26 protein-coding genes are annotated in these 23,224 nt (G+C 72.7%); 13 read left to right on the forward strand and 13 right to left on the reverse strand.

Annotated elements, in window-relative coordinates; translation table 11 throughout:
- Positions 1-19 precede the first annotated feature (19 nt).
- Complete coding sequence (locus ACFVQ0_RS06365) at positions 20-781, reverse strand: hypothetical protein (RefSeq protein ID WP_390085418.1); 762 nt, start codon at positions 779-781, stop codon at positions 20-22.
- A gap of 358 nt (positions 782-1,139) precedes the next feature.
- Here ACFVQ0_RS06365 and ACFVQ0_RS06370 point away from each other — a divergent pair, with 358 nt between their 5' ends.
- Genes ACFVQ0_RS06370 through ACFVQ0_RS06380 form a run of 3 tightly spaced genes read left to right on the forward strand, consistent with a single transcriptional unit; the run spans position 1,140 to position 2,735 of the window.
- Positions 1,140-1,751 (forward strand): hypothetical protein, encoded by a 612-nt coding sequence (locus ACFVQ0_RS06370; protein ID WP_390085088.1) that lies wholly within the window; start codon positions 1,140-1,142, stop codon positions 1,749-1,751.
- A 37-nt stretch (positions 1,752-1,788) separates the two neighbouring features.
- Positions 1,789-2,220 carry a cupredoxin domain-containing protein gene (locus tag ACFVQ0_RS06375; protein WP_390085090.1) on the forward strand — a complete coding sequence of 144 codons (432 nt, stop codon included), beginning with the start codon at positions 1,789-1,791 and terminating at the stop codon, positions 2,218-2,220.
- 44 nt (positions 2,221-2,264) lie between these two features.
- Positions 2,265-2,735, forward strand: a complete 471-nt coding sequence (locus ACFVQ0_RS06380; protein ID WP_390085092.1) for a hypothetical protein — start codon at positions 2,265-2,267, stop codon at positions 2,733-2,735.
- Positions 2,736-2,746: 11 nt separating this feature from the next.
- Here ACFVQ0_RS06380 and ACFVQ0_RS06385 read toward each other — a convergent pair whose 3' ends face one another.
- The 3 genes from ACFVQ0_RS06385 to ACFVQ0_RS06395 form a co-directional block, all read right to left on the reverse strand.
- Positions 2,747-3,562, reverse strand: coding sequence for a hypothetical protein (locus tag ACFVQ0_RS06385; RefSeq protein WP_390085093.1), 816 nt, complete (start codon positions 3,560-3,562; stop codon positions 2,747-2,749).
- Positions 3,563-3,602: 40 nt separating this feature from the next.
- Positions 3,603-4,049 (reverse strand): hypothetical protein, encoded by a 447-nt coding sequence (locus ACFVQ0_RS06390; RefSeq protein ID WP_390085095.1) that lies wholly within the window; start codon positions 4,047-4,049, stop codon positions 3,603-3,605.
- 151 nt (positions 4,050-4,200) lie between these two features.
- A complete protein-coding gene (locus ACFVQ0_RS06395; protein ID WP_390085097.1) occupies positions 4,201-4,653 on the reverse strand; it encodes a MarR family winged helix-turn-helix transcriptional regulator in 453 nt (150 codons plus the stop codon).
- A gap of 193 nt (positions 4,654-4,846) precedes the next feature.
- On the opposite strand from ACFVQ0_RS06395, the gene ACFVQ0_RS06400 reads away from it, so the two are divergent.
- A complete protein-coding gene (locus ACFVQ0_RS06400) occupies positions 4,847-5,467 on the forward strand; it encodes an L-threonylcarbamoyladenylate synthase (protein ID WP_390085099.1) in 621 nt (206 codons plus the stop codon).
- A 26-nt stretch (positions 5,468-5,493) separates the two neighbouring features.
- Here ACFVQ0_RS06400 and ACFVQ0_RS06405 read toward each other — a convergent pair whose 3' ends face one another.
- Positions 5,494-6,048, reverse strand: a complete 555-nt coding sequence (locus tag ACFVQ0_RS06405) for a hypothetical protein (RefSeq protein WP_390085100.1) — start codon at positions 6,046-6,048, stop codon at positions 5,494-5,496.
- A gap of 224 nt (positions 6,049-6,272) precedes the next feature.
- Here ACFVQ0_RS06405 and ACFVQ0_RS06410 point away from each other — a divergent pair, with 224 nt between their 5' ends.
- The 3 genes from ACFVQ0_RS06410 to ACFVQ0_RS06420 all read left to right on the forward strand — a co-directional run bounded on the left by ACFVQ0_RS06410 (position 6,273) and on the right by ACFVQ0_RS06420 (position 11,049).
- Positions 6,273-8,759, forward strand: coding sequence for a GTPase-associated protein 1-related protein (locus ACFVQ0_RS06410; protein ID WP_390085102.1), 2,487 nt, complete (start codon positions 6,273-6,275; stop codon positions 8,757-8,759).
- Between the two features lie 117 nt (positions 8,760-8,876).
- Complete coding sequence (locus tag ACFVQ0_RS06415; RefSeq protein ID WP_390085104.1) at positions 8,877-9,335, forward strand: hypothetical protein; 459 nt, start codon at positions 8,877-8,879, stop codon at positions 9,333-9,335.
- 133 nt (positions 9,336-9,468) lie between these two features.
- Positions 9,469-11,049 carry a serine/threonine-protein kinase gene (locus tag ACFVQ0_RS06420; protein ID WP_390085106.1) on the forward strand — a complete coding sequence of 527 codons (1,581 nt, stop codon included), beginning with the start codon at positions 9,469-9,471 and terminating at the stop codon, positions 11,047-11,049.
- A 13-nt stretch (positions 11,050-11,062) separates the two neighbouring features.
- On the opposite strand, the gene msrB is transcribed toward ACFVQ0_RS06420, so the two are convergent.
- The 4 genes from msrB to ACFVQ0_RS06440 form a co-directional block, all read right to left on the reverse strand.
- On the reverse strand, positions 11,063-11,470 hold the full coding sequence (msrB, locus tag ACFVQ0_RS06425) for a peptide-methionine (R)-S-oxide reductase MsrB (RefSeq protein WP_390085108.1): 408 nt from the start codon (positions 11,468-11,470) through the stop codon (positions 11,063-11,065).
- Positions 11,471-11,480: 10 nt separating this feature from the next.
- Positions 11,481-12,875 (reverse strand): UDP-N-acetylmuramate--L-alanine ligase, encoded by a 1,395-nt coding sequence (gene murC, locus ACFVQ0_RS06430; RefSeq protein ID WP_390085109.1) that lies wholly within the window; start codon positions 12,873-12,875, stop codon positions 11,481-11,483.
- 69 nt (positions 12,876-12,944) lie between these two features.
- The gene (locus ACFVQ0_RS06435; RefSeq protein WP_390085110.1) at positions 12,945-13,397 is read right to left on the reverse strand and encodes an indole-3-glycerol phosphate synthase; all 453 of its coding nucleotides are present in this window, start codon (positions 13,395-13,397) and stop codon (positions 12,945-12,947) included.
- Between the two features lie 147 nt (positions 13,398-13,544).
- Positions 13,545-14,309 (reverse strand): pyrimidine reductase family protein, encoded by a 765-nt coding sequence (locus ACFVQ0_RS06440; protein ID WP_390085111.1) that lies wholly within the window; start codon positions 14,307-14,309, stop codon positions 13,545-13,547.
- A 36-nt stretch (positions 14,310-14,345) separates the two neighbouring features.
- Between ACFVQ0_RS06440 and zapE the strand changes: the two genes are divergently transcribed.
- From zapE to ACFVQ0_RS06460, 4 genes are all read left to right on the forward strand, one after another.
- Entirely contained in the window at positions 14,346-15,437 is a 1,092-nt protein-coding gene (zapE, locus tag ACFVQ0_RS06445) for a cell division protein ZapE (RefSeq protein ID WP_390085112.1), read from the forward strand.
- Between the two features lie 84 nt (positions 15,438-15,521).
- Positions 15,522-15,947 (forward strand): OsmC family protein, encoded by a 426-nt coding sequence (locus tag ACFVQ0_RS06450; RefSeq protein WP_390085114.1) that lies wholly within the window; start codon positions 15,522-15,524, stop codon positions 15,945-15,947.
- Between the two features lie 137 nt (positions 15,948-16,084).
- Entirely contained in the window at positions 16,085-17,464 is a 1,380-nt protein-coding gene (locus ACFVQ0_RS06455) for an alkaline phosphatase PhoX (RefSeq protein ID WP_390085116.1), read from the forward strand.
- Between the two features lie 57 nt (positions 17,465-17,521).
- Positions 17,522-18,391, forward strand: coding sequence for a polysaccharide deacetylase family protein (locus ACFVQ0_RS06460; protein ID WP_390085118.1), 870 nt, complete (start codon positions 17,522-17,524; stop codon positions 18,389-18,391).
- Positions 18,392-18,411: 20 nt separating this feature from the next.
- Here ACFVQ0_RS06460 and ACFVQ0_RS06465 read toward each other — a convergent pair whose 3' ends face one another.
- From ACFVQ0_RS06465 to ACFVQ0_RS06480, 4 genes are read right to left on the reverse strand one after another with little or no spacing between them, the layout of a single operon-like run.
- On the reverse strand, positions 18,412-18,603 hold the full coding sequence (locus ACFVQ0_RS06465) for a hypothetical protein (RefSeq protein ID WP_390085120.1): 192 nt from the start codon (positions 18,601-18,603) through the stop codon (positions 18,412-18,414).
- Between the two features lie 13 nt (positions 18,604-18,616).
- Positions 18,617-19,288 carry an ABC transporter gene (locus ACFVQ0_RS06470; RefSeq protein ID WP_390085122.1) on the reverse strand — a complete coding sequence of 224 codons (672 nt, stop codon included), beginning with the start codon at positions 19,286-19,288 and terminating at the stop codon, positions 18,617-18,619.
- Positions 19,285-20,214 (reverse strand): ATP-binding cassette domain-containing protein, encoded by a 930-nt coding sequence (locus ACFVQ0_RS06475; RefSeq protein ID WP_390085420.1) that lies wholly within the window; start codon positions 20,212-20,214, stop codon positions 19,285-19,287. The genes ACFVQ0_RS06470 and ACFVQ0_RS06475 overlap by 4 nt, the downstream gene beginning before the upstream one ends.
- An 11-nt stretch (positions 20,215-20,225) precedes the next feature.
- The gene (locus ACFVQ0_RS06480; RefSeq protein ID WP_390085124.1) at positions 20,226-20,903 is read right to left on the reverse strand and encodes an AIM24 family protein; all 678 of its coding nucleotides are present in this window, start codon (positions 20,901-20,903) and stop codon (positions 20,226-20,228) included.
- A gap of 71 nt (positions 20,904-20,974) precedes the next feature.
- Here ACFVQ0_RS06480 and ACFVQ0_RS06485 point away from each other — a divergent pair, with 71 nt between their 5' ends.
- Together ACFVQ0_RS06485 and ACFVQ0_RS06490 are read left to right on the forward strand one after the other, a co-directional pair.
- Positions 20,975-21,742 (forward strand): peptidyl-tRNA hydrolase, encoded by a 768-nt coding sequence (locus ACFVQ0_RS06485; protein WP_390085126.1) that lies wholly within the window; start codon positions 20,975-20,977, stop codon positions 21,740-21,742.
- Between the two features lie 147 nt (positions 21,743-21,889).
- On the forward strand, positions 21,890-23,224 hold the full coding sequence (locus ACFVQ0_RS06490) for a DUF692 family multinuclear iron-containing protein (RefSeq protein ID WP_390085127.1): 1,335 nt from the start codon (positions 21,890-21,892) through the stop codon (positions 23,222-23,224).

The raw sequence follows: 23,224 nt of genomic DNA on the forward strand, positions 1-23,224 counted from the left end.
CTCTCCGCTCTCTCAGCTCTCAGCTCTGCTTCTCGACGGCCGACTTGAGCCGCAGCAGCATGGCTGCCTGGGCCTGGTTCGTCAGCCGGTCGAGTTCCTCGTCGGTCCGCCCCTCGGCCCCTTTTCCGGTCACCGCCACGGTGAACTGGAGGGTCTGGGCCTGCTGCCAGACATACGGGAAGGGGCCGCCGAGCGTGGAGCTCCGGTACTGCCCGATCTCGGTCAGCGCGTCCGCGGAGTTCACCTGGCCGCTCTCGCCCTGCGGCAGGGTGGCGGCGACCAACGAGCCGATCTGTTCACCCTTCTGGAGCTGCTGCGTGGGGCAGCGCATCGTCTCCTCCACCGATTCCGCCATCTCCCACCGCGCGCCCTCGCGGTCGCGGTGCACGGTGACGACGGCGGAGAGCCGTACCGGCCCCTTCCCGTCGGCGGCGGGCACCTCGAAGGAGCGGCTGCGGGTGGCCAGCACGCTCGACAACGGCTTCCGCTGCTCCCAGACGCAGTCGGTGCGGAGGACCGGCCAGGTGGCCGGATCGCTCTCGTACGGGCTCCGCCTGGTCACGTCGGGCCCGAAGCTGGCGGGGTCCGCGATGACCCGGTCGATGAGGGCGAGCGCCTCGCCGGGGGACGTGGGCAGCCTGGCCGGGTCCGCCTGGATGTCGCCGGTGTCCTCGATGCCCGAGGTGGTGTCCGGGGCCGGTTCCGAGGTGGCGCCGCCGGTCGCCCGGGGGCTCTTGCCCTCCCCGCCCGGACTCCCGCCGCCGCTGGAACACGCCACCAGCACCAGTGGAGCCAGCAGCAGACTTCCGTACCTGCGTATCGGCCCGCCGTACGCCACGATCCGCCACCCCGTCTCCCCGAAGACCACCCCGATCCTATGATCGCGGGCCCGTTCGGGGCGGCGGTACGCGAAACTGTCGCACCCTCAGGACGCTTTCGTTGCAGCCCACTTACCGTTCCGCACGGTGCACCGACGGCGGGAGCCCGGCGCGCTCCGCCGATCGGGTGACGCCCCCGTGGGCGGCCCCCCGGCCCACTACCCGAACAGCTCCGCCCCGATGGCCCGCCTCCGGGGCCCGGGGTCCACTGGGGCCGACCCGCCTCACTCGTGCGGGGAGCCGGACGACCGAGGAGTACCGATGAAACGCCACACCAGGACGGCCGCAGCGCTGGCCTCCGCGACCCTGCTGGCCGCGGCGGCAGCCGGATGTTCCGGGAGCGGATCCGACAGCGGCGGCTCCGCCGGTACGGACACCGGCAGCCTGAACAGCGCCCGCCAGGCCGACGTGCCCGCCGCGGCCGCCACGTCCCCCAGCGCGTCCCGGTCCCCCGCCCCGACGGTCTCCCTCAGGAAGGGCACGTACGGCAGGACCCTGGTGAACGAGAAGAAGATGACGCTCTACGTGTTCGACAAGGACACCAGGAACAAGTCCGAGTGCAACGGGGACTGCGCCAAGGCATGGCCGCCGCTGCTCGACAAGGAGACGCCGACCGCGGGCACCGGGGTCAGCTCGAAGCTGCTGAAGACGACGACCCGCAGCGACGGGAAGATGCAGGTGACCTACAACGGCCACCCGCTGTACCTCTTCAAGGAGGACAAGAAGGCCGGCGACGCGAAGGGCCAGGGCGTCGACGCGTTCGGCGCCAAGTGGTACGTCATCAACGCCAAGGGCAAGCAGGTCACCACCGCGCCCACCCCCAAGCCGTCGAGCAGCGGTAGCAGCAGCAGTGGCACCGGCAACGGGTACTGACCCCCGCCGGTCCGACCCACGCACCCCCGGAGACGCCATGCCGTTCCCGTTCCGTACCGGCCGGACGCGGTTCGCCGTGGCCGCCGCCGCCCTCACCCTCTCGCTGACGGCCCTGGCGGGCTGCTCGGACAGTGGCGGCGGAGGCGGCGGCAGCTCGTCGGCCCCCGCCACGCCCCCTTCGCTGGTCCCGGCCACGACGTCACCGCCCGCCGGTGGTGGGGTGAAGGTGAGCATCAAGGACTTCAAGTTCCGGCCCGCCAAGCAGACCGTCGCGCCCGGCGCGAGGATCACCGTGACGAACGACGACACGACGACGCACACGATGACCGCGACCAAGGGCAAGGCGTTCGACACCGGCGACATCGCGCCGGGCAAGTCGGCCACCTTCACCGCCCCGTCGAAGGCCGGCGCGTACCCGTACGACTGCACGATCCACCCCTTCATGACGGGGACCCTCACCGTCAAGTGAGCCCCGGACGCCGCCCGACGGCCACCGGCGCGAATGGAGCCGCAATGTCCGCAGAACTCCCCGTCACACCGGACGCGCCCGCACGCGGGGGCGGCTCGGGCCGCTTTCCGCGCGGTGCGGCCCGGGTGCTCGCGGCGGCCGGTCTCGCCGTCGACGCCTATGTGCACGCGCACCTGGCCGAGCGGTACGACGCCGTCATGGCCGACATCAGCCAGGGCACGCTGTTCCGGATCGAGGCGGCCATGGCGGCGCTGGCCGCGCTGCTCGTCCTGGTCTGGCGCCGTTGGCCGGCCGACCTGTTCGCCTGGTCGGTCGCGACCGGCGGTCTCGCGCTCCTGTTGATCTACCGGTACGCGGACATCGGCGCCTGGGGGCCGTTCCCGAACATGTACGAACCGGTCTGGTTCACCGAGAAGCGGGTCACCGTCGTGGCCCAGGCGGTCGCGATGGTCGCCACGGTGTACCTGCTGCTCTTCCGGCCGGGGCCCCGGACCCGCGACGGCCGCGCGCACTGAGCACCCACACTTCACACGTCCGAGGAGACCGTGACGATGATCGGGCCCGAGAGCCCGGTCGCCGCCCGGACCGAGTCCGCGAACACCTCGGTCGCCCAGGCGGCCACATCCGTCGACCACTCGCGCGCCTCGCAGCGGTAGGCGAGCGCCCGTCGCAGCCCCTCTGCCTGCACCACTCCGGCCAGGGGCTGCGCCAGCCCCGGGGTCTGCACCGCGGCTGCGGGCTTGAGAGGCTCGACCGCCAGATACCCATAGGTGCGTTCGAGCGCGGCGTCGCGGATCTCGGCCGCCCGCGCGCCGAGGTCCGCCGAGGGCAGGGCCGACACGGTGACCGTCAGCGAGGCCGCACCGGAGGGGTCCGCGAGGGCGAACCAGTCCGCGACCTCGGCGAGTTCGACGCGGGCGTCCCCGGCGCGGTGCAGCGGCACGAGGGCGTGCGTACCGGTGAGGCGGACGGTCCCGACGCGACGCAGCGCGTCCGAGAGGACCGTGATGACCGGCAGCACGGGGAGGCGGCGGGGCCGCTGCCGCCTCCCCGGAATGTTCAGGGGCCGGGGAAGCGACGACTGGAGCCAGGCCAGCTGACGGACCTGCCCGTCCTGCGTCCAGTCGCCGTCGGCGTCGTTGTGGTCCCAGAGGTTGTCGGTGGCGGGCCCGTCCGTGAGGACGGTGGAGCTCCAGGCGTAGGCGGAGGCCCGCTTCACGGCGAGGCTGAAGACGTCCTCTTCGAGGTCGAACTCGGCGTTCACCCGGTCGATCCAGGGGTGCCGGTCCAGAACCCCGTGGAGTCCCACGATGAGGGTGGCGCCCGGACCGGTGTCACTCAAGGTCGTACTCCTGGATCGAGCGGGTGTTGGCACCAGGGAATCAGACGCCGCACCTGACCGTGACCGGCTTCGTGTAGGCCTTCTCCGGCGAGTCGGCCACACCGATGAGGTCGACGTCGATCTTGGTGCGCCACTGGCGCTTGCTGCGGTTCGCGCACTTCTTGCGCGCGACGACGCGACGGGCGCTGCCGCCGTTGCCGGACTTGAGGTTCTTCGCCTTCCTGGCGACCGAGTGCCACTTCTTGCCGGACTTCATCTGGAGCCAGATGGTGACCTTGGCCTTGGTGCCGGGGCCACTCACGTGGGTCCACCAGGCGTGGGCCGACGCCGTGCGTGGCGGAGTACTCGAAATGTGTACGCGATCACCGTTGGTGACGAAGACGCCGGGTCCCTTCGCGGTGGCCGGCGCGGCCGCCGCGGGAACTGCGGAACCGGCGAGCAGCACGGTGGTCAGAGCAGCCGACGTCAATAAGGTGCGCGTGCGCATAGGTGTGGCCCTCCCCGTTTCCCGTGTGCGGCCGACAGGAACAGCGCCGTCCGCGCGTCTATCACGCTAGGGGGAGACAACGCCGGGAAGCAATCACACAATTGATGGCTAACCAGCGACTTTTCGTACGAGCCTCCGAAGGGTCATCGGATCAGGACCTGTCGCGCGGCCAGGGCCGTCCGTCGAGGCGTTCGATGTCGCGGTTGAGCCGGGCCAGGTTGTCCGCGAGCTGGGCGGCCTCCTCGGGCGTCCAGTCGGCCAGCAGCCTCCCGAGGCCGTCCAGGTTCTCCGACCGGTCCCGGTCCAGGCGCCGCGTGCCCTCCTCGGTGATGACGAACTTCCGGGCGATGCCGCCCTCCGGGTCGGGGATGCGCTCGACGACACCGGCCCGCAGCATGGCGGCGGTCTGCCGGTTCAGCGTCGAGGCGTCCAGGCCGAAGGCGTCGCGCAGATCACCGATGGACATCGGGCCCTCGACCTGGATACGGCTGAGGAGGATGTAGGCACTCCGGTCCAGCCGTCCGCCGCCCCGGGAGGCGAGCAGGTTCATATGGCGGCCGAGAAGCATGGTCTCGAACTCGATCCGGTCCACAGGCATGTCCACGCGAGGCTTCCTTCGACTGCGAGTGCGGGCCCGCCTCCCTGCCGGGAAGGCCGCCTCTCTGTACAGATATACCACGGATTGTATGCATGCTGCATTCAATGTGCATAGGCCACTAGCAATGCATGCTACACATCAATTGCATGGCACATCCCGCCTACGGGCCGGACCCCGGACCCGGCCGTAGACTCGCCGGATGGCGAAGTATTTCGATGTACACCCCGAAAATCCCCAGCGGCGCACCATCAGCAACGTGGCCGACAGCATCCGCTCGGGCGCGCTCGTCGCGTATCCGACGGACTCCTGCTACGCGCTGGGCTGCCAGCTCGGCAGCCGTGACGGCATCAGCCGCATCCGCGCGATCCGCAACCTCGACGACCGCCATCACTTCACGCTCATGTGTCAGAACTTCGCCCAGCTCGGGCAGTTCGTGCACATCGACAACGACGTGTTCCGCACGATCAAGGCGGCGACGCCCGGCCAGTACACCTTCATCCTTCCGGCGACGAAGGAGGTGCCGCGCCAGCTGCTGCACCCGAAGAAGAAGACCGTGGGCGTCCGTATCCCCGACCACGCGGTCGTCCAGGCCCTGTTGGGCGAACTCGGCGAGCCGCTGCTCTCCAGCACCCTGCTCCTGCCCGACGAGGAGGAGCCGATGACCCAGGGCTGGGAGATCAAGGAGCGGCTCGACCACGAGGTGGACGTCGTGGTCGACTCCGGCGACTGCGGCACGGAACCGACCACCGTCATCGACTTCTCCAGCGGCGAGCTGGAGATCGTACGCAGGGGCGCCGGTGACACGTCCCGCTTCGAGTAACCGCCCCGGCTCCGTCACCTCCTGATTCAGGACCGGCCGTCCGCCTGCCACGTGCCGAACTCCCAGGCGGGATGGGCGGCGCCGAGATACGGCAGGCGCTCGTCCCAGTCGGCGGCGGACAGGGCCGCCGCCGGCCGGACGGTGATGTCGCCCGCGTCGTCGATGCCGAAGCCCCAGGAGAACCCGGCGAGCGGCAGCACCCAGCGCTGTTCACGGTCCAGCGGCGTATGGGCCAGGAAGCTGTGCGCCAGCCAGTCCAGGGGCCGGCGTTCGGCACGTGACGGTGCGTCGAACAGGGTCGGGCTGTGGCCGAAGAAGGCGTACGGGGACGGCGCGTCCTCGAACAGGATGAACGGGTCCATCTCGAACTCGGCGCCCCCGCCGGCGTTGTCCGTCGAGCGGACGAACTGGACCCAGCCGAACATGGCCCGGTATCCCCTGCCTGGATACGTCACGGTGGACGTGCAGCACGGAAAGCCCCGCATGGCCGGGTGCTTGCCGATCGTCCGCGGATCATCGACCTGCTCAACGGCTATGGTCACGCTGCCGGTCTCACCGTCGTGGGTGAAGGGAAGAATCATTATTCCAGCCTGGCGAGGGCTTGCCATCGGGTACAAGGCCGCCACGCCCGCCCTCCGCCCCGGCTTCTCGCCGCAAGGGCACGCGGGGACTTGATAGCGTCGCCCCAGCGACTGCGGAACTCTCCCCGCCGGGGTCGTCGCTCAGCCGGGTCGGCGCTGCCACCACGGGACAGCGGGTGCGGGTGGCAGGGGACCTTCATGGCAGGGACGAAGAGAGCCGACGCATGAGCCTCGCGCAGTTGCACTACACCTCCGCAACGGCCGGGGACGGACCCGAGAGCGGCGAGGACGCGGAGATACCCGCCCGTTTCAGTGCGGTTGACGCGGCGATACCCGCGGCGGCGCTCACCGAGGCCGGACCGCTCCTGGCCTACGAGCCGCCGGCCGGCACCGCCCGCCAGGTCACCGAGAACGCGCTGCGCGCGCTGCCCGAGTCGCTCAGCTTCAGCGTGCTGTCCGACGGCAGCCATCTGCTGGCCCGGACCGTGCCGGTGCGCACCGCGCAACTGTCCTCGCTGCGCTTCCACGCCCACGCGGTCCACCTCCCCGCCGGTACCCGGCTGCCGGGCGGGATGCTCCCGATCACCGCCTGCCGCTCCGCCCGCTGGTCCGCCGCGACCCCGGACCGGATTCCGGCGGTGGACCCGGTCACCGCGCTGTCCGTCGCGACGGGCCGCGCCGGTGACCGTGAGGGGCTCAACGACTTCGCCGTCTCGCGCGGCCCCTGGCTCGCGGGCGTGCTGGCCGATCTGCGCCGGCTGAGTGAGCCCGCCGAGTCCGCAGGGTCCGCCGAGCCCGTGAAGGTCGTGCTCGTCGAGCGGCAGAGCGCGGACGTGGCCCGGTGGATCGCGCTGGCCGCCGCCGTCCTGCCGCCTTCGAGCGCCGAGCGGCTGACCTTCACCACGTACGCCCGTCACCCGGAGCGCGCCCCGCAGCGCGTCGTCGGTGTGCTGCCGCAGGACGCGCACGAGCTGTCGGGGCCCGGATACCGGGTGCACACCTGCACCGGTCCGCGCCCCGAGGGGACGGTGGACGACGCCTGGGCGGAGACCGCGGCCCGGATCTGGCGGAGCCGCGCCCCTGAGCTGTTCCGGGAGGCGGCCGAGCTGCCCGGCGAGCCGTTCGCCGCCGGGCCGGTCGCGGTGACGGCCCTGTGCGCGGGCATCGCGCTGGGCCCCTGCGGGCGTGCCGCGGCCGCCGGCTGGGCGGCCGAGCGCCCCTACGCGCTGGACGCGAAGCGCACCCGGCAGCTCGTCGACGCGCTGACCGCGGCGGGCGTCGACGACCGCACCGGGGCCGAGTTCGACGCGGCGGGGCGGCTGTTCGCCGCGCTGGACGGCCGCTCCCCCGCGACGACCACGGCCCCGCTGGCCGCGATGCTGGTGACGGAGGCGGTACGGGGCGGGAACGGTTCGGTGGAGCTGCCCGGCCGCACGGCCTTCAGCGGTCCGCAGGGCGCGGCCGTCGCCTCCGTGCTCGGCCCGGAGATCGTCACCGAGCTGAGCGGCCCTGGGGCCGGCCTTGACGTGGCCCGCACCGTGCAGCTGCTCCGGGTGGCCCGGCTGCTCGGGGTGGACTGCGCGGAGCTGCTGCCCGGCGTCGTACGGCGGCTGGCGGCCGCCCTCCTCGCGGACGACCGGGACGCGGCCGCGCCGGACTCCCCCGGCTGGGCGCCCGCGCTGCTGGAGCTGATGGACGAGCAGTTCGACGTACGTACGGCGCTGCTCGGCGCACTGGACCGGATCGCCCCTGAGGACCCGGCCGGGGCGGAGCGGCTGCTGGGCCGGGTGGCACTCCCGTTCACCGGTACGCAGCTGCTGCCGCACCTGCGGATGTGCGCGGAGTCGCCCGAGGCCAAGGCGGCCTGCGGCGACGACCGGGTGGGCGCGGTGCAGCGGGTGCTGCGGGCCGCCGGGATGTCGCCGTTCGCGGAGCCGCTGGTGCTGCGGACGGCGGTGGGCCTGGTGTGGGAGTCGGGCGCTCCGACGGTGGCCGAGGCCCGGCTGCTGCTGGAGGCCGCGACCTCTGACGCCCACCGGGCGGCCGGCACCTGGTCGCATCTGGTCGCCGCCGCGCTGAACGGCCCCGAGGAAGAGGAGGAGGCGCAGCAGCTCGCCCACGACCTGCTGCGCGGCTTCCCGCAGGAGATCACGGGCCGGGAGCGCGGGGCCCTGCTGCTGCTGGACTTCGCCCGCGAGCTGCGGTCCGGGGAGGCGGAGCCGGAGTGGGCGCAGCGGGTCCGCGCGCTGCGGCCGGGTGCCGAGCCGGTGGAGCCCGGGGTGCTCGGCCACGCGTACGGCGCCCTGGCCGGGCGGCTGCTCGCCCCGGACGGGCCGGACGCCGAGCTGTACGCCCTCGCGCACAGCGCCGACGCGGATCTCATCGCCGCGTACGACCGGGCCGCGCACGGCCCCGACGTCCGGGCCAGGCTGGCGGCGGACCCCGGCTACGCGGCCGGCTGCTTCGCCGTTTGGACGGCCCACCCGCACGCCGGGGCCGAATGGAGCCGGACCACCGCCGCCCTGCTGGAGGAGGTGCTGCGCCCCGCCGTGCGGGCGCTCTCCGCCGACGGGGTCGCGGCCGTGGAGGAGGCCGTCGGGCGCTCCGGCAGCAGCGGCCGGGCCGAGGCCTTCCGGGACTGGAACCGTCGGAGCCAGGGCACCCTGGGCCGGCTGGGCAGGCGGCTCGCGGGCCGGGTCCGCCGGGGCTGACGGCCGCCGGACGCGGGCGGTCCCGGAGTGTCGCGGGCGCCTCACCGAGCCCGGTAACCTGGGGCCTACCGATCTCGTGGGCCACCTGGCGGGCTGCGTGAACCCCAGGAGGAACAGATGACGACGAACCGTGGGCGCAAGGACGTGATCCGGGACCGGATGGCCGCGACCGGTGAGTCGTACAACGTGGCCGCCCGCAACCTCAAGGCGATGAAGGACATGGGCGCCACGCGTGAGGCGGTCCTCACCCAGCGGTGGCGCCCGGCCGAGTCGCTCGACGTGCCGTGTCCCTGCGGCGGCACCTGCGAGCCCGGCGAGACGTGCGAGCACTGCCACGCCCGGCACCGGCACGTGGCGCGCTACCCGGGAAGCGCCACCGAGGTGGAGACGTGGGTCGACCGCTACGAGTGCACCGGCTGCCCGGCCTCGTACACACTGCTCGTCCAGTTGCCGGGACGGCCCTGGGGCGTGGCGGAGACGGTGATCCAGGGCGGTTCGGCCGAGGAGGTCGTGCGGGCGCGGGTCTTCCCCGGCGTGGTGCACCCGCTGCTGAAACCGGAGACCGACGAGGCCTGAAGGCTTCGCGCGGGAGGATGTCCGGCCGGGCGTGTTTCCGGGCCGGTCGCTGCGTAGGATCCTGCCCCGGGAGCCGTCGGGCACACCGCCGGGTCGCGACGCCCCGGACACGACGATCGAAGGGGGCCGCTCGGTGCGCGGAGAGGTGCTCGAAAGCCGCTACCGGCTGGTGGAGATGCTCGGGGCCGGCGGTATGGGCCAGGTGTGGAGGGCGGTCGACTCACGGCTCGACCGTGACGTGGCCGTCAAGGTCATCACCCAGACCCCCCTCACGACCAGCCAGTCGGCCGCGCGGTTCCGTCAGGAGGCACGGGCCACCGCGCGTCTGACCCACCCGCACATCGTGACGATTCACGACCACGGCGAGGCGGCCGTCGCGGGACACCAGGTGCTCTTCCTGGTCATGGAGCTGGTCCCCGGCCGCTCCATGGCCTCCTTCACCGCCACGGAGCGGCGGAGCGTCGAGTCGGTGGTGGCCTGGGGGCTCCAGATCTGCGCCGGCCTCGCGGCCGCCCACCGCGCGGGCGTCGTCCACCGGGACATCAAACCGGCGAACGTCATGGTGTACGGGGACGCCGAACACGACCTGAAGATCTGCGACTTCGGCATCGCCCGGCTGATCGAGGAGTCCGGGACCGGGCTCACCGGCACCGGGGCGACGATCGGCACACCCGCCTACATGTCACCGGAGCAGGTGCGCGGCGACCGGACCCTCGACGGGCGCAGCGACCTCTACTCGCTGGGCTGCCTGCTGTACGAACTGCTCGCGGGCAGACCGCCCTTCGAGGGGGCCGGCTGGTCGGTGCTGGCCCAGCACCTCAACGGGACGCCGGAACCGGTGAGGAGCCTGCGGCCCGACGTTCCGGACGCCCTCGACCGGCTGGTCGTCTCCCTGCTGGAGAAGGACCCGGACCACCGGCCCGCCACGGCCGAGGAGGTGTCGGAGCGCCTGCGCGGGGTGCTGGACCGCCCCGGGGACGGGCCCCCACAGGTACCGGATCTCGTCGGTGCCGCGACGATCGATGCCCCGCGCCGACCTCAGGCAGAACCTCAGCGGCCCCCCGAACCGGAGCCGGTGACCCCCGCGCGGCCGGCCGCCACGCCCACAGAGCCGGACCCGGCCCCCAAGCCCGCCGTCCCGCAGACGATCCCCCGGGCCGGGCGGGAGTCGTCCTGGATCGCGCTGCTCACCACCGGCGCCCTCTGGTCCCAGTTCGCGCTGCTGACCGGCTGGGCTCCGGTCTGGACCCTGTCCCTGTGCGTACCGGCCTTCCTGGTCGCCGTGGCGGCCGCCTTCATCGGGGCGCCCAATGTGGCGGCGGACGACCGGGAGGGGACAGACGTGGGCCTGCTCTTCGTGGCGATGCTCTGCACCGTGCTCGCCGTCGTGTTCCTGCTTGTCTGGCCCCCGTCGCCGTGGTGGACGGCGCTGCTGTCCGCCGTGCTCGGCGCCCCCGTGCTGTTCTTCGGCGGCATGGGAGTACGCAGCGGCGTCGAGGCCGTGATCCGCAGGGCACCGTGGCAGACCGCCGCCGGCACGACCATGGGTCTGCTCAACGGCACCGTGCTGGCCGGCCTGCTGGCCGCCGGGGGCGAGGTGTCCGTACTTCTCTCGATCGCGGCCGGTGCGGGAACGTGGGTGGTCTTCGCACTCGTGAGCACCCTGCTGATGCCCCGGGGCGGGGCACCAGCAGTGGCGCGGGCGCAGGCCTGACCCGCGCCCCGGCTCAGCTTCCGTCGGGCGTGAGCCGCAGCGAGATCGAGTTGATGCAGTACCGCTGGTCCGTGGGGGTCGGGTAGCCCTCGCCCTCGAAGACGTGGCCCAGGTGCGAGCCGCAGCGGGCGCAGCGGACCTCGGTGCGGACCATGCCGTGGGTGCGGTCCTGGATCAGCTCGACCGCGTCGCTGTCCTTCGGGTCGTAGAAGGACGGCCAGCCGCAGTGCGACTCGAATTTGGTGTCGGAGCGGAACAGCTCCGCGTCACAGGCGCGGCAGGAGTAGACGCCCGTCGTCTTGGTGTCGGTGTACTCGCCGACGAAGGCGGGCTCTGTGCCGGCCTGGCGCAGCACCGCGTACTCGGCGGGGGACAGCTGCTCCCGCCACTCCTCGTCGGGCTTGTCGATGTCGTACGGCACGGTGGCTCCCTCAGCTCGACAGGTGGTCCAGGATCTGCGGGCCGAGGTCCGTGACGTCGCCCGCTCCCATGGTGAGAACGAGATCACCGGGCTTCGCCATTCCCGCGACGGCCCCGGGGACCGCGGCCTTGTCGTGGACGGCGGTGACGTCGGCCCCGGCGGCGCGCGCGGCGTCGATGATCAGGGTGCTCGTGATGCCGGGGATCGGGTCCTCGCGGGCCGGGTAGATGTCCAGCACCACGGAGGCGTCGGCCAGTGCGAGGGCCTGGCCCATTTCGGTGCCGAGCTCCTGGGTGCGGGAGAAGAGGTGGGGCTGGAAGACGACCAGGAGGCGGGCGTCGGCGGCGGCGCCGCGCATCGCTTCGAGGTCGGCGGTCATCTCGGTGGGGTGGTGCGCGTAGCTGTCGATGACCTGGACCCCGGCGGCCTCGCCCTTGAGCTGGAGGCGGCGCTTGACGCCGGTGTACTTGCCGAGGGCGGAGGCCAGGTTGTGCGCCGGGATGCCGAGGGCGACGCCCGCGGCGAGGGCGGCCACGGCGTTGAGCGCGTAGTGGCGGCCGGGGACGGAGACGGTGAAGGTGAGGTACTTCCCGTTCAGGACGACCGTGACCTCGCTGGTCAGGCCGCGCTGGTTGATCTTCTGGACGCGTACGTCGGCGGTCGCGGCCTCGCCGTAGGTGACGACCTTCAGCTGCGACTGGTCGCGCACCCGGCGGGTCAGCTCGACGGCGCCCGCCTGGTCGGCGGAGACGACGAGGGTGCCGTCGGGGACGATCTTGCCGACGAAGGTCTCGAAGGAGTCGTAGATCTCGTCCATCGAGGCGTAGTTCGCGTGGTGGTCCAGCTCGACGTTGAGGACGATCGCGACCTCGGGGTCGTACTTCTGGAAGCTGCGGTCGCTCTCGTCGGCCTCGGCGACGAAGATCTCGCCCTCGCCGTGGGTGGCGTTGGTGCCGGGTCCGGCGAGGTCGCCGCCGATCGCGTACGAGGGGTCGAGGCCCAGCTCGGTCAGGGCGACGGCCAGCATCGATGTGGTGGTCGTCTTGCCGTGGGTGCCCGCGACGGCGATGGGCCGCACGCCCTCCATCAGCGAGGCGAGCGCGTCGGAGCGGTGCACGACGGGGATCGAGAGCTCCCCGGCGCGCACCAGCTCCGGATTGTCGGCGCGGATGGCACTGGAGACGACCACACAGGTGGCGTCGTCCGCCAGGTGCCCGGCGGCGTGCCCGATGTGGACGGTCGCCCCCAGCGCGCGCAGCGCCTCCGCGGTGGGCGACTCCTTGGAGTCGCTGCCCGCGACCTTCGCGCCGCGGCTGGTGAGGATCTTCGCGATGCCCGACATTCCGGCGCCGCCGATGCCGATGACGTGCGGCCGTTCCATGGCGGCGGGGATGCCGGGTGCCATCTGTGCTCCTGCGTGCTGGTTGCGGGTTTCGAGTTGCGGCCGAGGGCCAACCCGGACCGCAGGGTCAGCCTATTCGCTGTGCGCGAAGAGCTTGAGCACCGGTACGCCGACCTTGTGCCGGGCGCGGGACGCCCAGTCGCGGTGGAAGAACTCCTCGACGTAGTGCGGCGCGGTCAGCACGATGACCTCGTCGGCCTCCGACTCCTCGACCACGGATGTGAGCTTGTCCAGGGGGTGGGTCTCGATCACTTGTCCGACGGCTTCCGAGCCCGACTGGCGCAGGGCCTCCAGGGACACTTCGAGCGCGAGTTCGGCGGACTCCCTGGCATTCCTGCCCTCCGGTTCCTCGCTCTCACGGGCCGCTTCCTTCAGTTCGCCCATCGCCAGGTCGTCGATGGCCCGCAACAGCACATCCGCCTGGTCACCTCGTGGCTGCATCAGCACGACGAAGGAGATCTCCTCCTCCCCGTGCAGAGTGGTGACGAACTCGACGTCCTCGGAAGTGAGGGGCTTCTCGATCATCAAAACGCTGGTGAACACCACAGGCGCCCTTCTGCTTCAGTGACCGTCGCCGGCCACTGCTGAAACCATCCTTCCCCGTGCTCGCACGGGGTCCGCGTTCCATTCTGCCCACCGAACGCTAACCGGAACGGTATATTCCGCTGATTGTCAGATCCGACGGTACCGAGAGAAGAGGAACCCGGCCTCTTCCAGGACCGATGCCAGGGCGAATCGTTCCGGCACGGCGACCGAGGGGCCGCCCGCGATCCGCTGGGCGTCCCCGGCGGTCAGCATCGGCGCCAGCGTCAGGCACATCTCGTCCAGCACGCCCGCCGCCACGAACTGACCGAGCAGCCTGGGGCCGCCCTCCGTCAGCAGCCGCCGGTGGCCCAGCCCGGCCAGCTCCCGTACGGCCCTGGCGGGGTCCACCCGGGAGCCCTCCCCCGCGATGACCACCTCCGCGCCCGCCGCCCCGGCCGCCGCGATCCGGTCCGGCGGCGCGCCCGCACCGGTCAGCACCAGCGTCGGGACCAGCGGCGAGACGAAGAGCGGGAGCGAGAAGTCCAGGTCCAGGCTGCCGCTGACCACGGCGACGGCCGGGGCGGGCCCCTGCCCGGCCGCCTCCCGCCGGGCCGCGAAGGCATCCCGGGCGCGGGCGGGCCGGTACCCCTCCAGCCGTACCGTCTCCGCGCCCGCGATCACCACGTCCGCGAGCCCCCGCAGGGTGCCGAAGATCCGCATGTCGCTCGCGCAGGAGATCGGCTGCGAGCGGCCGTCGTGCTGGGCGGCCCCGTCGAGCGTCGACACCATGTTGGCGCGCAGCCAGGGGCCGTCGCTGTCGGGGTAGGCGTAGGCGTCGGCGAGGGCGTCCAGGCTCCACTCGCCCCGCTCCTCAGCCGCTGTCAGGTCCGTCACAGGGAACAGGCGTCGCATGTCAGGCAGTCTGGCACGCCCGTAAGGTAGACAGTTGTGTCGTCCTCCCACGCCGTGCCGGGGCCCAGCCCCATAGCCGAAACGGCCCCGCTGTCCCTGTGCGCCCTCGAACCGCGTGTCCCCGCCGACCGGCTGGTCGCGGAGATGGTGCCGCCGCCGCGCTTCGATTCGGTGCGCTTCGATACGTACGTCCCCGACCCGAACCAGCCGAGCCAGACCGAGGCGGTCGAGGTCCTGCGCGACTTCGCCGCCGGGCTCGGCGGGGCGCACGCGTCGGGTGAGGGCAAGCGCAAGTGGTTCGGGAAGAAGGCACTGGCGCCCTCCGGCCCGCGCGGGGTCTACCTCGACGGCGGCTACGGCGTCGGCAAGACCCATCTGCTCGCCTCGCTCTGGCACGCCACGCCCGCCGCCCCGTCCCTGAAGGCGTTCGGGACGTTCGTCGAGCTGACCAACCTGGTGGGCGCGCTGGGCTTCCAGCAGACCGTGCAGACGCTGAGCGGGCACCGGCTGCTGTGCATCGACGAGTTCGAGCTCGACGACCCGGGCGACACGGTGCTGGTCTCCTCGCTGCTGAGCCGGCTGGTCGAGGCGGGGGTGGCGCTGGCCGCGACCTCCAACACGCTGCCGGGCAAGCTCGGTGAGGGCCGGTTCGCCGCCGCCGACTTCCTGCGCGAGATCCAGGGGCTCTCCTCGCACTTCCGCCCGCTGCGCATCGACGGCGAGGACTACCGGCACCGCGGCCTGCCCGATGCCCCGCCGCCGTTCTCGGAGGAGCAGGTCACCCGGGCCGCATACGCGACGGAGGGCGCCAGCCTGGACGACTTCCCCTCGCTGCTGGACCATCTGGCCCGCGTCCACCCGAGCCGGTACGGCGCGCTGACGGACGGTCTGCGGGCGGTGTGCCTCACCGAGGTGCAGCCGGTGCCCGACCAGTCGACCGCGCTGCGGCTCGTGGTGCTCGCGGACCGGCTGTACGACCGGGAGGTCCCGGTCCTCGCCGCGGGGCTGCCGTTCGACCGGCTGTTCAGTGAGGAGATGCTGAACGGCGGGTACCGGAAGAAGTACTTCCGGGCAATCTCCAGGCTGACGGCACTGGCACGCGACGCAAAGGGACTGGTGGCGCAGTAGGTTCGGGGGCGTAACACCGGCCGGGCACGACGGAGTGCCCAGCCATCTCCGTACAACCGCGCATTCCGTTCGAAGGGAACCAGCATGGCTACCACGCGTCAGGCGCACACGGTCTGGGAAGGCAATCTGACCGAGGGCAAGGGCGTCGTCGCCCTCGATTCCTCCGGCATCGGGGAGTACCCGGTCTCCTGGCCGTCCCGCGCAGAGGCGCCGAACGGCAAGACCAGCCCGGAGGAGCTGATCGCGGCGGCCCATTCGAGCTGCTTCTCGATGGCTCTCTCCCACGGTCTCACCGGGGCCGGCACCCCGCCGGTCCGGCTGGACACCAGGGCCGAGGTCACCTTCCAGCCGGGCACCGGCATCACCGGCATCCACCTCACCGTCGAGGGCGAGGTGCCCGGTCTCGACGAGGCGGGCTTCGTCAAGGCGGCCGAGGACGCGAAGGCGAACTGCCCGGTGAGCCAGGCCCTGACGGGCACGACGATCACGCTGAGCGCGTCGCTCGCCTGAGGCACTTGCCGGGCCGCCGAGAGGCGCTGAGGGCCCGGGACACGCATGAGGCCGGTGACTCGCATGGTTCCCGCGCGGGGTTACGCGTGGTACACACGTGCGGGTCACCGCTCCTGTCCCCCACAGGAAGTTGCCTCATGTCATCCGCAGCAGCACAGCAGCCCGCGACACGACGTCAGGTCCTGGCAGGCACCGGCGCCGCCGTCGCCTCGGTCGCCTTCGCCGGGGTGTTCACCGAACTCTTCGCGGGTACCGCCGCCGCCCACGGACACGCCGGCTACGGCCCGTTGGTGCCCGACCCCGACGGACTGCTCGATCTACCGAAGGGCTTCCGCTACCGGGTGCTCTCCCGCGAGGGCGACCCGCTCCGCTCGGGCGAGGGCCCGGTCCCCAGCCACTGCGACGGCATGGCCGCGTTCGCCGGCCGGCGCGGACACGTCCGGCTGGTGCGCAACCACGAGAACCGGGCCGACGCGGCGATCGCCGTGCCGGTCGTCGAGGGCCTCACCTACGACCCGATGGGCAAGGGCGGCTGCACCGCCCTGGAGCTCGACAGCGACGGCCACGTCCTCTCCGAGCGCGTCGCCATCGCCGGCACGGCGGTCAACTGCGCGGGCGGCCGCACCCCTTGGGACACCTGGCTGACCTGCGAGGAGACCGAGGACAAGGCCGGCACCAACGGCTACACCAAGGATCACGGCTACATCTTCGAGGTGGACGGCGCGGACCCGCGCCGCACCGGAGCCGTGCCGCTGACCGCGATGGGCCGCTTCCAGCACGAGGCGATCGCGATCGATCCGCGGAGCGGTGTCGTCTACGAGACCGAAGACGCGTTCGACAAGCCGTTCGGGCTCTTCTACCGCTTCCTGCCGGAGAAACCGCTCGGCGGCACGGGCTCGCTCCGGGCCGGCGGCCGGCTGGAGGCCATGCGGGTGCCGGGCGTCCCCGACCTCTCGGCGGTGCGGGAGACCGGGACGAGCTTCGAGGGGATCGAGTGGGTCCCCGTACCGGATCCGCAGGCCGCACAGACGCCCATCCGGTTCCAGGACTTCGGGCCGAAGGGGATCACCCACGGCCAGAAGCTGGAGGGCTGCTACTGGGGCGGCACAAGCGTCTACTTCGTCTCCAGCTTCGCCCACAGCGCCGAGGGGTCGGCCGCCGACCACTTCGGACAGGTATGGCGGTACGAGCCGAAGCGGCGCCGGCTGACCCTGGTCATCGTCTTCGGACCAGGTACGGACATCCAGCTGCCCGGCGAGTCCCCGGACAACATCTGCCTGGCCTCCGACGGCGGACTGATGGTGTGCGAGGACGGTGGTGGCGCCCAGCACGTGTTCGGCCTGACCAGGCGCGGTGAGGTGTACCCGATGGCGCGCGGCAGGCAGAACATCGGAACGCCCGGGAAACCGGAGTGGGGCGAGTTCGCCGGGGTCACCTTCGCCCCGGACTACCGGACGATGTTCATGAACTGCTACACCCCCGGCACGACGTTCGCCGTGACGGGGCCGTGGCGCTGACCCACTGAGTCACAGTTGATCAGTTATTTTCCGATAATGACATCTTCTGTACGGAGAATGACTGCTGTGACCGTTCTGGGAATGGTCCTCGGAGGCGCCCTCGCAGGCTGCGGGAGCGCCTCGGGGGGCTCCTCCGGCGACCGGCCCGCAGCCGCCCCGGCCGCTCCCTCGGCCGTCTCGGGAGCCCCGTCGAAGGCCCCCTCAAGCGCTCCCCCCGCCGCCGCGAAGCCGCCCAACTTGGCGCCGGGCCCGGAAGGCCTGGCCCGCGTCTTCGAACGGGGCCAGAAGAGCGCCGCCAAGGTCGTCGCGCTCAGCTTCGACGCCGATATGACCGCCGACGAGGGCCCCCGCGCGGCCGGGGGCGAGCACTTCGACAACCCGGAGCTGATCGCCCTGCTGCGCCGGCTGAAGGTGCCCGCGACGGTCTTCATGACCGGCCGCTGGGCTGAGGAGTACCCCTCGCAGGCCCGCGCAATCGGCACGGACCCGCTCTTCGAGATCGCCAACCACTCGTACAGCCACTACGCCTTCACATCGCCCTGCTACGGGCTGCCGACGAAGGAGTCCGACGAGGTCGGCGGCGAGGTGCGGCGGGCCTTCGGCGCGATCCGGAAGACCGGCGCCCGCAATGTGGTGCCGTACTTCCGCTTCCCCGGCGGCTGCTACGACGACGCCTCGCTGCGCGCGCTCGCGGCGCAGAAGGTGACGGCGGTGCAGTGGGACGTCGTCAGCGGCGACGCCTTCGCGACGGACGCGGACGCGGTGGCGGAGCAGGTGCTGGACGGCGTGCGGCCCGGTTCGCTGGTGGTCATGCACTGCACCCGCAGCGCGGCGCCGGTCACCGGCCAGGCGGTCGATCAGGTGGTGCCGGAACTGCGCAAGCGCGGATACCGCTTCGTGAAGGTGTCCGAGCTGATGCGCGGCTGAGCACTCCCCGGGCCGGGGCCTCAGCCCGAGCAGGCCGTGCGCTGGGCCTCCTGCCACTCGCAGACCGGGCAGAGCGTGATCCCCCTGACCGACTCGGCGTACTCGGTCGGCTTCCGGCACAGCACGCACTCCGCGAACGGCGGCCCGTGGTCCGGCTCGTCCACGCCCTCGTCCACGCTTTCGTTCACTTCGTCATGCGCGCCCCGGTCCATGGCAGGAGCCTACTCAGCCGCGTACGGAAGTGAGCTTGCAGGCCAGTGCGAGCGCCGCCGCCGCGACGGCAGCGGCACCGGCGAAGGGGAGGACCGGCGTATGGACGGTGCCGGTCAGCGAGCCGGTGACCAGCCCCGTCACCGCGTACTTCGCGGGCGATCCGCCGGTCACCAGGGCCAGCAGCGCGGCGAGCACGGTGGCGGCGAGGGACCAGCCGCGCCGGTGCAGCAGCGGACGCGTGCACAGCGCCCCGACCGCCGCCCCCAGCAGGACGCAGCAGCCGGCCGCGAGCAGCCCGGCGAGCCCGGCGGACGGCAGCGGGACCCGGACCGTGTGGCGGGCGTCGGCCGGATCGCTGATCAGCAGCACGGCCGCGGTCGCCGCCGTGCCGAGCAGCCCGGCGCACCCCAGCGCCGCGAGGAGCGACGCCAGATGGGCCCTCGGCCGCCCGCCGGCCGCCGCGGCGACGACGGTCCGGGCGGCGGACGGTTCCTGGCCGACGCAGATCCGCACGAGCCACGCGGTGACGGGCAGCAGCCCGGCCGCGGTGTAGCCGAGCGAGTCCAGCACGGGCTGCCCCGGACGGATGCCGATGCAGAGGAAGGCCAGGTACAGGAGCACCGGCGCGAGCCAGCGCTGCGCCCGGAGCAGCAGGGCGGCCTGGTACCGGACGAGCGCGGTCATGACACCTCGCCGGGGGCGGTGGTGGCGGCGGGGGCCGGGGCGGCGGCGTCGGCCTCCGCGGCCGGGGCGGAGGCGGAGGCGGCCTCCGCGGCCGGCGCGGGCGCTTCCGGCAGTGGTACGAGCCGGTGGATGTGCCAGGGCGGGCGGGCCGTGAGCAGCGCGCTCAGCAGCGCGTCGGAGTGCGCGGCGGCCACCGTCAGCCGCAGTGCCCCGTCCTCGCCCTCCGCCTGCTCGGGGTCGCCGGGCAGGCCGGCCGGGAGCGGGCTGCCCGGCGGGCCCACCGCGTCGATCCGTACCCGGGGGCAGGTGCTTGTCCCAGCCGGGGCCAGGGCGTGTCCCTCGACGCGGAACACATGGCCGGTGGCGCCCGCGAGGCGGTGCGGGTCGTGGTCGACGAAGACGACGGTGGCCCCCGCCGCGACCCGCTCGACGACGGCCCGGTCCAGCTCGTCGCGGGCCGCGCTGTCCAGGCCGGTCCAGGCCTCGTCCAGGACCAGCAGTTCCGGCTCCGCCAGCAGCGCCTGCGCGACGGCGACCTTCTGGCTGGTTCCCTTGGACAGCTCCGCCAGCGGGGTGCGGGCATGGCCGGCCGCGCCGAAACGGGTCAGCCACGCCTCCGCGCGCGCCGCCGCCTCCGCCGTGCGCAGCCCGTGGACGCGGCCGAGGTGGACGAGGTATCCGGCGGCGGTGAAGGGCAGCGCCGCCGGGAACCGCTCGGGGACGTACGCCGTGCGCGGCCGGTCTCCGGAGATCCGGCCCTCGGTCGGGGCGTCGATGCCCGCGAGGAGCCGCAGCAGGGTGGACTTCCCGGTGCCGTTGGCCCCCTCGATCCGGACCAGGGCGCGCGCGGGCAGGTCGAGATCGACCCCGCGCAGCACCCACGGGCCCGCCAGTCCGTACCGGCGGCCCACGCCCCGCAGCCGCAGGATGTCCGTACTCAGTTCGCGGACGCCTTCTCCGGCTTGACCTCGCTGGGCCGGACGATCACGAACCCCTCGCCGTCGAGACGCAGCTGGACGGCCTCGCCGGAACCGCCGCGCAGCATCGAGCCGACGCTCTGCGAGCGGTGCAGCGAGGTGGTCAGGTGGGCGCTCCAGCCGACGACCGCGTCCGTGTCGACGCACACCGGCTGCTGCGGCGTGACGGGGATCACGATGGGGTTGCCCTCGCACATCAGGCCGAGCTTTCCGTACCCGGTGAAGACGCTGTTGAAGAGGCCGCCGCCGGTCATCCCGGCGCCCTTTACCGTCTTGATCTCGTAGCCGAGTGTGGCGTCGAAGCACAGGACGTTGCGGCCGTTGATGGTGAGGACGTCGCCCTGCTCCATCTCCACGATGAAGCAGTTGGCCGCCTCGTGCGCGAACCACGCCTCGCCCTGGCCGCGCACCACCATCAGCGGCAGGCCCTCGCCCGTGACGGCGCGCTTGAGCATGCCGCCGAGCCCCTGCCCCTTGCGTTCGAACTGGAGGTCGCCCCGGAAGGCGATCATCGACCCCTGGCGTGCGTGCATCTCGCCGCCGACCGCGTACTTGATCGATTTGGCGTTCTGCAGGGTCATCCCGGGGGCGGTTGCCTGCTCCGCCATGTGCTCGCTGGAGAATAGATCGCTCTTCATGCGGTGCATCCTCACCCGGAGGGATTCATTCCGCCAAGAGCCGGATTCCGGACGACTGGCAGACTGGACGGGTGAGCAGCAACGACACACCCGTATCCCCGTCCGAGACCGCCGGCCTGCCTGCGGACAGCCCCTTCCGCCCCGAGCGGACGAACCGGGACGAAGCACAGCAGTACGTGCTCCCGCTGGTCGTCCACATCGAGAAGGCGGCTCCCCCGGCCCGCACCGATGCCCTGCGCACGGCGGCCCGCGCGGTGTTGGTGATGCTCTCCGACGAGCGCTCCGTGGGCGAGGGCGAGTGGGCGCAGGCGATGCGGGACTGGCAGGACGCCCGGATCCGCAAGGTGGTGCGCCGGGCGCGCGGAGCGGAGTGGCGCAAGGCCTGCGCGCTGCCCGGGATCACGGTCACCGGCGAGAGCGCGGAGGTGCGGGTGTTCCCGCCGGTGCCGCTGGACGGCTGGCCCAAGGAGCTCGCCAAGCTCCAGGTCTCCGGCACGGAGCTGGACGACCCCGAGCCGCCCGCCGCACCCGACCTCACCGGGCCGGTCCTCTGGCTGAACCCGGAGCTCGACATGTCGGCGGGCAAGGAGATGGCGCAGGTCGGGCACGGGGCCCAGCTCGCCTGGTGGGATCTCTCCGAGCCGGAGCGCACGGCATGGCGCGAGGCGGGCTTCCCGCTGTCCGTCGCCACGGCGGCCGGGGACCGCTGGCGGGAACTGGCGGTGAGCGGGCTGCCGGTGGTGGAGGACGCCGGATTCACCGAGATCGCCCCCGGGAAGACCGTGGTGGCCGAGGGCGCCCACCGCGTCGGCTCCCTTCCGGCGCTGCCCCGGCCATGAGCACGCGGGGGCAAGCACGCGGGGTCTGCCCGGAAAGTCGCGGGCCCCGGGAACCTCAAATCCAGCTCTGAACGTCCCTCTTCCCGGATTCACCGCCGTGTGCCGGGGCCATGACACCTGCACGGAGTGGAGCAGTAGGGGGACACCATGAAGCTGGGTATCGGTATCGGCTGGCGGCCGGAGATCGCCGACGAGGTGGAGGCGCTGCCGGGGATCGACTGGGTGGAGGCGGTCGCGGAGAACCTCTGCGCCGACCATCTGCCCGCCTCCCTGACGCGGTTGCGGGAGCGCGGTGTCACCGTGGTGCCGCACGGGGTATCGCTCGGGCTCGGCGGGGCGGAGCGCCCGGACCCCGGCCGGCTCACCGCCCTCGCGGAGCGGGCCGCGCTGCTCGGCACGCCGCTGGTGACCGAGCACATCGCGTTCGTACGGGCGGGCGGACCGCGCACCGGTTCCCCCGTACTGGAGGCGGGGCACCTGCTGCCCGTGCCGCGCACCTGGGCCGCGCTGGACGTGCTGTGCGAGAACGTGCGGATCGCGCAGGACTCGCTGCCGGTGCCGCTGGCCCTGGAGAACATCGCGGCGCTGATCTCCTGGCCGGACGAGGAACTGACCGAGGGCCAGTTCCTGGCCGAGCTGGTCGAGCGCACGGGGGTCGGGCTGCTCATCGACGTGGCCAACCTGCACACCAACCACGTCAACCGGGGCGAGGACCCGGCCACGGCCCTGGACGAGCTGCCGGTGGAGGCCATCGCGTACGTGCATGTGGCGGGCGGCGTCGAGAAGGACGGCGTCTGGCACGACACGCACGCCCACCCCGTCACCGCACCCGTCCTGGACGTCCTGGCCGAGCTGCGCTCCCGGGTCAGCCCGCCCGGGGTCCTGCTGGAGCGCGACGACGACTTCCCGCCGGCCGCCGAGCTGGCGGGCGAGCTGGACGCGATCCGGGCCACGCTCGACGCGGGCCGGGCCGGGGCGCCCCGGACGCGGCCCGCCGGCCCGCCGGCCTCCTCCGCCCCGATCCGGACCCCTGCCCCTGATCGTGCCCCGGTGAGCGGGGCCGCCGGTCCGGACGCCGTCCGGGACCGGGTCGCGGTGGCGCAGGCCTCGCTGCTCTCCGCCCTGGTCGCCGGCGCCCCCGTACCGGAGGGCTTCGACCACCACCGGCTCGGGGTGCAGAGCCGGGCGCTGGCCGCCAAGCGTGCCGATGTCGTCGCCAAGGTGGCGCCCGAACTCCCGGAGATCCTGGGCCCGGACTACCGGGACGCGTTCCTCGCGTACGCCAAGGCCCGCCCGATGTCCGCCGGTTACCGGCGCGACGCGCTGGACTTCGCGGAGCAGCTGCTCGTCGCGGGCCGTCCGGAGGACAACGCCGCCCGCCGCCGGCTGACGTACTGGTGGCAGGACCGGGCCGCTCCACGCCCGCCCCGCCGCACCACCCGGCTGGCGCGCGCCGCCCGGTCCGTACTCGCGGGGCGATGA

This window comes from Streptomyces sp. NPDC057900 (assembly GCF_042887885.1).
GTDB lineage: Bacteria > Actinomycetota > Actinomycetes > Streptomycetales > Streptomycetaceae > Streptomyces.